This window comes from Acidithiobacillus sp. TH-A36 (assembly GCF_057473445.1).
Genome location: NZ_JBYCKP010000706.1, coordinates 1 through 8,935, shown reverse-complemented (window position 1 = coordinate 8,935; position 8,935 = coordinate 1). Strand labels below are relative to the sequence as shown.

Sequence of the window (8,935 nt, the reverse complement as noted above, 5' to 3'; positions counted from 1 at the left end):
CGAAGTTCAGTGGTGGACTGGGGAACGACTGGACCCCTGTACGGGCTATGGGTTCCTGGATCAAAGGCACCAATGGCAAGTCTCAAGGGGTCGTTCCCTTCCTCAAGGTCGTGAATGACACGGCGGTAGCTGTCAACCAATGTTTTGCACCGGATACACTGGTCCATACCCAGGACGGGCCACAACCCATCAGTCGCATTCAAAAAGGCGATCTGGTTTTGGGGGTGAGCGGCACCTATCGTCAGGTGGTTGCCCGCATGACCTACGCACAAAACGATCCCATGGTGGAAATTCGGATTAAACACAGCTTGATGCCTATCCAGGTCACCACCGGGCATCCCGTCCTGGCGATTCAAAATGTCGCTCTGGGCGAAACTTCTGCCCGTACCTTGAAACGCCTGGAGAACGGAAAGCTGTCACCCACTTGGGTCGATGCCGGAAACCTGCAGGTGGGCGATTACGTCGCCCAGACAATTCCTGGAGAAGTCATTCCCGTTGCCGGTTTCACCGATGAAGAGGCCTATTTGTATGGCATCATGCTCGGTGACGGCCATGTGGCTCAAAAACAGGGCGTAAACCGTGAGTACGGTGTCACGCTCAACGCAACCAGCAAGGCACATCTGGCGCAGTTTGTCCGCCAGTATCTGCTCGAACACGATATCCATTTTTGGGAAAGCGGCGCACATGGCAGTGTGGTTCAACTGCGCTGGGCCTATGGACGGACGTGTTTACGGGATGCTGTCAACGGTCAATTTGTGGCCGGAGAAGAGGCCCCGGTCTTACCCTTTGACTTTGCGGATCTCTACAACGCCAAAGGTGAAAAAAAGGTTTCTGCCCGTTTTCTGCACTTGCCTGAATCACAAACCTTAGCCATTTTGAAAGGGCTATTGCAAACCGATGGGCACCTCGCACGCGGTAAGGAGATCTTTTTTACCACGGCATCCCTTACGTTGGCAGAAAATGTACGTTACCTGCTATTACGTTTGGGTATACCCAGTTCTGGACGCCAACGCGATCGCCGCGATGAAGTCCATACGGCAACGCGCAAAGATGGCAGTCAGGATACCCTCAGTGGTGGGCTGTCTTATGAACTGCGCATCCCAGCATATCCCAAGATTGCGGCATTACTGGGATGTGAACCCGTGCAAAAGCACATGGCCCTGCGCATCGGGCGGTGGTTATTTTCGCGGGTCACCTCCATAGCCGATATCACTCCCGTACCCTTTGTTTGCGACCTGAAAGTGGAAGGTGACGAAAGTTACATGACCACTGCGTTTCTTGCGCATAATGGGGGCAAGCGCAAGGGAGCCGTCTGTGCCTATCTCGAAACCTGGCACCTGGATATCGAGGAATTCCTCGAGCTCCGCAAAAACACCGGTGATGATCGGCGCCGCACCCATGACATGAATACAGCCAACTGGATTCCCGACCTGTTCATGAAACGGGTTATGGATAACGCCGAATGGACCCTGTTCAGTCCCAATGAAGTGCCAGACCTGCACGAATTGTACGGTACCCGTTTTGAAGAACGCTATGCGGAATATGAAAGCATGGCGGAAAACGGCCAACTGGAACAGTTCAAGAAAGTGCCGGCGGTGGAGCTTTGGCGGAAAATGCTGACCATGCTGTTCGAAACCGGTCATCCCTGGATTACCTTCAAGGACCCCTGCAATGTGCGCAGTCCACAACGGCATGCCGGGGTGGTGCATAGCTCAAATTTATGCACCGAAGTGACTTTGAACAGTAACAACGACGAAACAGCGGTATGCAACCTGGGTTCGGTCAACCTGATGCAACACCTCATCACCAATCCGGTTGTTTCAGAACATGGCGATGAGTTGGAAATGGAAGATTGGCCTTATGACCAATTGCGTGAATCCATGACGCCTGTAAACGCACTCCGGCATATCAACAAGGAAGCCCTTTTTGAAACGGTCGGAACCGCTATTCGCATGCTGGATAATGTCATTGACATCAACTTCTACCCGACCAGAAAAGCCCGCAATGCCAATATGCGGCACCGTGCCATCGGTCTGGGGGTCATGGGTTTCGCGGATGCTTTACAGGCATTACGCATTCCCATGAACAGTGAAGCAGCCGTCACTTTTGCAGGTGTATCGCAAGAGGTCATCTCGTTTGCGGCCATTCAAGCATCGGCAGATTTGGCCGTTGCGCGTGGTTCGTACTCCAGTTACCAGGGTTCAGATTGGAGCCGTGGCATTTTGCCAATCAATACGGTTCAACGCCTGGAGATAGAACGGGGTATGGAACTCCTGACGGCCCAACAACCATCGGCCATCGACCCGGATTTGTGGGATGCTGTTCGTGTCAGAGTGCAACACGGCATACGGAACAGCAACATCATGGCGATTGCACCGACCGCGACCATCTCCAACATTGTGGGCGTCAGTCAGGGTATCGACCCCATCTACCAGAACCTCTATGTCAAATCCAACCTGTCCGGGGAATTCACGGTAGTGAACACCCAAATGGTGGCCGACATGGAAAAACTGGACCTGTGGGATGACGTGATGGTCAATGACCTCAAATATTTTGATGGCAGCTTGGCCCAAATCGACAGGATTCCCTCGTGGATGAAAAGATTGTATGCCACTGCTTTTGAAATAGACCCCCTCTGGCTGGTCCGAATGACCGCCGAACGCCAGAAGTGGATAGACCAGTCGGTGAGCCTGAATCTTTACATGGCAAAACCCTCTGGCAAGGCTTTGGATAACCTCTACAAGCAAGCATGGTTGTACGGGCTCAAGACCACGTACTACCTGCGCACTATGGGGGCGACCTCTGCAGAAAAATCCACCGTCACCGAAGGCACCTTGAATGCCGTACAGGGCGGTACGCCTGCACCGGCCATAAAGGCCTGCCTGATCGATGACCCCACTTGCGAAGCCTGCCAATAGCAGCGTGTTCGTCGAGTTCATCTCTTTATAACTGTTTTTATTTCATGCGTGCCCGTTGATTCGGGCACCCCTTTTCGAGGTATTTCTGATGCCACTCCCCTTACCTGAAAAATCTGCGGAAAGATCGGAATGGTTGGCCGCTTACGAAGCCCATTATCAGCACTATCTCTCCATGGTTCGTCCTGACCGAATGGGTATAGCCTGGAGTCATTCCATGGTGGAATCTTCCCTGGGACCGCACTGGTGGCATCTGTTTGGGCCACATGAGCGGACGTTATCTGGATGGAAGCATTTACAATCCACCGCAAAATCCCATCTTTCTAAATAATTCGTACAAGGTATTTTTCCCAACCTATCGTCCTTCGAGAGGCTGGGAAAAACCCCTTATGTCGAAAGACCGTTACCGGACGTAAACCGGATTATTTAACACCCCCCAATGGGCGCTTTCCCATGGGGGACTGCTCACCTGCGAGGGTAATTACATCCCTCTTGGGGAAGGAGCAATTATGCGTCATTACAAATATGCGACAAGATATTTTGTCAAAAGACTGGATATAGCCAGTTATGCGGTCGCAATAGCGGTGGCTACTTCCGGCCTTGTTGCCGAGAAGTAGGAATTAGACCTTGCGGCAGGTGCTGCATGGTTATTTTTGCAGAGATGCACCCTTCATTGTGCGGGTTAAAAATGAACAAGGCATTGTGCCGGCGGGTCTGGTCCATGAACTATCCCAAGAGGGAATTCTGAGAAAACAGGATTACCCACAACAATTCTTTCACACGCTGACTGCTCGGGGCGCACAGGTTGCGCGAGAGGCGAACAACGTTACGGCATGGTTGTAACAACTTAATACCATGCCTTCATTACAGGAGGTGTTTATTATGCGAGTTTTTACAGACAAAAAAACGGGGAAAACCTTTGTGGAAATACCAACCAGGGCTCCGTCCAAGATGCAGATTTATGCAAAAACCCTGGCCTTTGCCACAGGCAAAACATTCAAAACCATGATTCGAGAGGCTACAGAGCGTTTTTTGAAAGAGAAGCCTTGGGAGCATGGCTTGAAATGGCGGCCTACCAAGGGATTGACCACTACATTGAAAGACCAAATTGGTCAGAAGGAAGCAACGGGCTGGATGCAGGTCAATATCCGGCTCCCAGCAGAATTAGGGAATGCTTTGGAGAAGCTGGCCGTTCAGCAGAATGTATCCGTCTCTTCCGTAGGTTATACCCTGTTGTATTGGTGGACATGGTGGATTTATCCACCGGCGTCCGAACGTGCAAGGCGTGAGGCCTATCTTCGTCGCGATTCTAAGGAAATGGAAAAAAACGAAAAAGAATACCTCAACAAAAAGCGCCAAGAAGCAAAGCAGGATGCTAATGACAACGACGACTCTCCTGACACGGAGGCGTAATGGTACATCGGCATTAAAAATTAAAGGTATCACTATTTTTTGTGCCCCTGTCTTACTCTGATAAAACTCGGTTCCCAATTAACCCGCTTGTCCTAAACACGTGTCCAGCGTTGTTGGCGAGCGGGTGAGCGGCGCTGGCGGGCGGCACAAATCGCTTTGCAATCCGTGGCATCAAGAATGAAGATAAGCAAGCTGGCAAGTAAGTCATTTCTTGCCAGGCCTGATCATTACCACTCACAAACAGCGCATCCTATATCGCGCCACACACAAGCCGCCGCTCAGTCATCTTATTGATGCTGCGCGGCCTCTCCTGCTGTTAAAATCATACTTATTTTTCAAATAAACAAAGGATGTTTGGGTATCTGAAAAATTTGTTGCTTATATGCGACTCTTTGCTGGATGTTACCACATTCATGTTCTGGGTCATGATATTTGGGATCTCCGGTCTCATTGCCATGATATCTTTCGCGTGGTTCTTTAGCGAAAACGAAGTGCGGCGAATGCTCACCAAAAAGCATCGGCACAAAATAGATCACAAACCTATTGAATTAAAATTCGCGCCATACTCGGACGCAAGTAAAGGCGCATTCAACCCCGAATGCGCCTTAAATTTCCGCTGTTAGGTTGGGGCATCCCCTAACCTTTCCCATACCTACTACCTATCGTGGTTATGGGAAAGGTTTCCCTGATCCTTTGGATCCGTTACTGGACGTTACCAGAAACCCCGTAGTCAGTGATGCAACTGACTCTGTTACAGGAGTGTATATCATGAAAAACCCATCATTACCTGTGCTTGTTGTTGACCCCAAAGGACATGTCTACGTCAAAAAAGAACAGCATACCCTACGAGGTTATGTGGGTATGGCTTTTGACTATGTTCTGCAGCAATTCGTGCTTATCGATATGGTGCGCGGCATCCTGGAATACCTCGTATCCACAGATTTTGAAACAGCACAACTCGAACTGGAATATATGTTTGGGAAATTTTCTTAGCCATCTACAGGCTATCCGCTAATCACCTACTGAATTTATAAGGAGTTTATATGTCTGATTTAGATTTTGATGGCGCCACCGTGGAGTTCAATGGCGGCGCATCACTGCTCAGAGTGCATGGCGTACCAACCCTCAAATTTTGGGTCATGGAGCACCCAAAGACACTTGTAGACCGCTATGTGGTGGTCTTCGATATGCCTACCGACCCGGTACAGGAAGGCGTGGTACCGGCAATCTGTATGAATCGTCTCGGGCATGTATTCCATGATGAGGTCGAGACAGGATGGTTGTCACAAGTCATTCAGAACTCGGTTGCGCCGAGCGATCCAAATGAATATCACACCATCAGCATGGATGAGCTTCCTGCGGCTTGCAAAGAAGCAGCCTATCGGGAAATTGATTCTTTGTTGTTCGGTTACACACCAGACAGTGCACCTAACTTATTCACCGGTTACACACCAGACCGCGCACCTGCCTTGCGGAAATTTACCGTTGTCCGTTCCGACCATTTCTTCGAGTGCCTGGCTGAAAACGAAACTCATGCTGCGGAACAAGCCATTGATGCGCGGCCAGACGAGGAAATACAAAACGTCGTTCTCACAGATTACGCGGTTTTGTAATCCACCATACAACCACACTCAGGAGTATTTCATGAGAGCCAACGATTTTGTCAAACAAGCAGAAAAATGTCGCACCGATAAGGATGCTGAGGCCCTGTGTGAAAAATTGCAGAGCGCTTTTCTTGCCACCCCGGAATTCTGTGGTTTTTCTGCCGATAATGCGGAATCCTATATGGAGGGTGAGACACCGCATCTGCATTTTGAAATGAATTACGTCATTAGCAATGTCTACATTTTGGCAGTTGAGCCCATTATTCGCGAATCTCAACTGACTATAGGCATCGCACTGCAATTCATGAATGACGGACTTGGCCTGCATAGCAGGTCCTGGAAAACCAAAGACGAGGAGGTCATTGAAGTCGGTAAAGACAGTGATATCACCATCGAAGAACTGGCTCAGGATGCCCGTCAACTAGCGTTCGATTTTCACACCAAACTTGCTGAAGAGTCCGGCCTGGGCTTCACGCACGATGCAGCAAGAGCCGCTGTGGAAGCAGCTTGGGCGAAAAAGTCATATCTTCAGAAAAACAATCGCTGAAGTAGATAAGCGAGGTTTCGACGCGTTATGGCTCAACCTTTTGCTCATTGCGCCGTCTACATTTTTGATTAAGTCCCTACCCGGCATTATCGGGAACTCACCGGCAAGGGCGTTCCCGATATGCAGTCAATATTCGGTTACCATTTTGACGAATCAATCTGGTAACTCTGCACCGAAACCCATTTAGATTAGCACAAGGTCTGGGCTGATATAGCCCAACCTTTTCTAACCGAACTGGCTACAGCTTCGTTAGAAAAGGTTTCAGATTTTTCACGCTCGTTATCCGAGTCGCCACCCAGCGTTATAGGGAATATCCGCCCTTACAGGGCATACATCCCCATCGGGAAACTCACCCGGTCGGGGAGTTCCCAGCTCATTCAGGAGAATTCCATGATGAAATACTTGAAAGCTGTTGTTGCTCTTATTGCTGTGGTTGCTCTAGCCGGTTGCGCCATGCAGCCACTTTCCTATCATCGGTACGCCTACACGGAAAACCTGCGAACCCAAGCTTTGGCAGAAGGTACGGTCATTTGTTGTCAGCCTATCAGCATCCGTAATGTCGGCGGTCAGTCGGCTAACAGTTTTGCGGGCGGCCTGGGCGGCGCGGCCGTCGGGTTTGCCATTTCATCCACCCCTATAGCGGCCATAGCTGGCGCATTAGGTGGAGCAATTCTCGGCCATGCACTGACCCCAGACGCCCACAAAGGAACTGAGGTCATGGTGAAACTCGACGATGGCCAGCTGCTGGGGGTTCCGGAAGTCGGCAATCCACACCTGGTAGCGGGTGAGCAAGTGGCCATTTTGCGCGGCGCACATGGTCGCACCCGGGCTGTACCGCTGCACTAACCAAAATGCCATGGCTTTTTAATCAAACCATGGCAAATCATGGAGGTATCATGAAAGCAATATTAACTCGGAAACAATTCGTTTCCGGTACAATCCAGAAAAAAGCGATGCAAGCCATCTATGCAGGCGTCGCTGGAAACAGGCATATTGTTCAGTTTAGGGTTTTTACTGACAAACCAAAGTCTGAGTTTGTATACGCTGACTTGCGCATAGACGACCCAGCAAGTGAGGTTTTTCTATATGCCAATATTCGTTGCCGTGCTGTTGGCATCGAAGGCCATTCAGCCGCACTGGCTCAAGCCCTCGATGCTGCCGGCATCGAAATGGATACGAGCATCAATGGTGTCGGTCACAACGCGGTTGTCAACGCTATTAGCGCCATCATGCGAGCTTTAGGCCATACGGAATACACGGTAATCGAGATCTGATCTGACCGGATTATTCCCCATATCAACAGCGATAACTTGACTGCTTATCGCTGTTTTCTTTTCAGGAGCTAAATTTATGAAAGTGAAATACTGTTACATCACCATCAGACGGCTATACGAAAACGAGTTTTGCGTAGAAGGGAAGAAAGCAGACGGTGGATTATTGTTTGGTTTCTTTACCATGCAAACACTCCCGCAAATTTGGCGTGAGCAAGCTCGGCGCCGCGTCCCGTCTGGTTACATCCCAGTGTTCCAGGCCAACACCCCAGCAAAGCTGCGCGCCTGATTCTCCTTTCCCATCTGTACTAACGCAAAGCCACCGAACCACTCCGTTCGGTAGCTTTTCTCATATATTTCGCGGGATATATCAGAAAAGCTTGGTCTTACGCCAGTTCCTGGCCGTTACCGGACGTAAACCGGATCTCATTTAACACCCCTATCGCGCCATGCGCGCATCTCCCCATCCCCATTTGAGCGTCTCCATGACGCACAACAAGGAGTAGCTATGCCTATTTATGATGCAACCAGCACGGGCGGTACCCGTGGCTGCGGCTCTCGGGTCAAAGGCGGCATTTACCTTTGCACCGGATTATCGGAGCACGGATCTCCGCTGGAAGCTTTTTTAATCGACCCCGTGGTGCCCTTTGATGCGGCTCCCGGGGAATCTTTCAGAACCCCGATCCTTCGGGAAAATCCCTACATCCCCGGGGTCTTTGATGCCTATGTCTGGGTCGGAGAGTCTTTCTACCCGTCCCTGGTGGACTATGTAGAAGAAACCCGTCAAAAAGGGGCCTCTCGGCGGGTCAGCCCACTGCTGGACCTCAGCAAACTGACCCCAGGGAAAAGCCGGATGATTTTTATTCATCCCAAGGCTTATACAGAACACCTCAACCTCCCCGCTAACGGTTGCCCCAAAGCCATAGAAGATCATGGCAAGGATGAACCGTGCATCGGCGCTCATTGGCACTATGCAAAGTCCCTGGGCAGTTTGATGACCGGTGACCAAACAGCCTCTATTGGCGACGTCACCTATTCATTGCCTGAACAACAAGACGCCCCGGAAGACTGCCGACCGGGACTTTTCCTCGCGCTGCCAATTACTCACATCGAGTTTGAGGATAACGGCGAAGCCTTACCCAAGTCGGTCACCGAAGCATCAGAGGCAGGATATGACGTCCTGGT

General features: G+C 50.5%; 9 protein-coding genes. All 9 read left to right on the top strand.

Annotated features, from left to right (window positions below; genetic code table 11):
- A partial coding sequence (locus AC2VLY_RS17600; protein ID WP_486922749.1) for a ribonucleoside-diphosphate reductase subunit alpha occupies nucleotides 1-2,918 on the top strand: 2,918 nt, incomplete at its 5' end.
- A gap of 879 nt (nucleotides 2,919-3,797) precedes the next feature.
- Nucleotides 3,798-4,328 carry a hypothetical protein gene (locus tag AC2VLY_RS17595; protein WP_486893300.1) on the top strand — a complete coding sequence of 177 codons (531 nt, stop codon included), beginning with the start codon at nucleotides 3,798-3,800 and terminating at the stop codon, nucleotides 4,326-4,328.
- 768 nt (nucleotides 4,329-5,096) lie between these two features.
- Nucleotides 5,097-5,321 carry a hypothetical protein gene (locus AC2VLY_RS17590; protein WP_024894181.1) on the top strand — a complete coding sequence of 75 codons (225 nt, stop codon included), beginning with the start codon at nucleotides 5,097-5,099 and terminating at the stop codon, nucleotides 5,319-5,321.
- 50 nt (nucleotides 5,322-5,371) lie between these two features.
- Nucleotides 5,372-5,941: a hypothetical protein gene (locus AC2VLY_RS17585; protein ID WP_486893299.1), complete on the top strand. Its 570-nt coding sequence runs from the start codon at nucleotides 5,372-5,374 to the stop codon at nucleotides 5,939-5,941.
- Between the two features lie 31 nt (nucleotides 5,942-5,972).
- A complete protein-coding gene (locus AC2VLY_RS17580) occupies nucleotides 5,973-6,479 on the top strand; it encodes a hypothetical protein (RefSeq protein WP_486893298.1) in 507 nt (168 codons plus the stop codon).
- A gap of 390 nt (nucleotides 6,480-6,869) precedes the next feature.
- Nucleotides 6,870-7,325: a hypothetical protein gene (locus tag AC2VLY_RS17575; RefSeq protein WP_486893297.1), complete on the top strand. Its 456-nt coding sequence runs from the start codon at nucleotides 6,870-6,872 to the stop codon at nucleotides 7,323-7,325.
- A gap of 50 nt (nucleotides 7,326-7,375) precedes the next feature.
- Nucleotides 7,376-7,753 (top strand): hypothetical protein, encoded by a 378-nt coding sequence (locus AC2VLY_RS17570; protein WP_486893296.1) that lies wholly within the window; start codon nucleotides 7,376-7,378, stop codon nucleotides 7,751-7,753.
- A gap of 76 nt (nucleotides 7,754-7,829) precedes the next feature.
- Complete coding sequence (locus AC2VLY_RS17565; RefSeq protein ID WP_486893295.1) at nucleotides 7,830-8,039, top strand: hypothetical protein; 210 nt, start codon at nucleotides 7,830-7,832, stop codon at nucleotides 8,037-8,039.
- 219 nt (nucleotides 8,040-8,258) lie between these two features.
- On the top strand, nucleotides 8,259-8,935 hold a 677-nt coding region (locus AC2VLY_RS17560), incomplete at its 3' end, for a hypothetical protein (RefSeq protein WP_486893294.1).

Bases quoted from the DNA above. Each gene is read 5' to 3' on its own strand.
- AC2VLY_RS17595 (WP_486893300.1), top strand. From the start codon at position 3,798: ATGCGAGTTTTTACAGACAAAAAAACGGGGAAAACCTTTGTGGAAATA.
- AC2VLY_RS17590 (WP_024894181.1), top strand. From the start codon at position 5,097: ATGAAAAACCCATCATTACCTGTGCTTGTTGTTGACCCCAAAGGACAT.
- AC2VLY_RS17585 (WP_486893299.1), top strand. From the start codon at position 5,372: ATGTCTGATTTAGATTTTGATGGCGCCACCGTGGAGTTCAATGGCGGC.
- AC2VLY_RS17580 (WP_486893298.1), top strand. From the start codon at position 5,973: ATGAGAGCCAACGATTTTGTCAAACAAGCAGAAAAATGTCGCACCGAT.
- AC2VLY_RS17575 (WP_486893297.1), top strand. From the start codon at position 6,870: ATGATGAAATACTTGAAAGCTGTTGTTGCTCTTATTGCTGTGGTTGCT.
- AC2VLY_RS17570 (WP_486893296.1), top strand. From the start codon at position 7,376: ATGAAAGCAATATTAACTCGGAAACAATTCGTTTCCGGTACAATCCAG.
- AC2VLY_RS17565 (WP_486893295.1), top strand. From the start codon at position 7,830: ATGAAAGTGAAATACTGTTACATCACCATCAGACGGCTATACGAAAAC.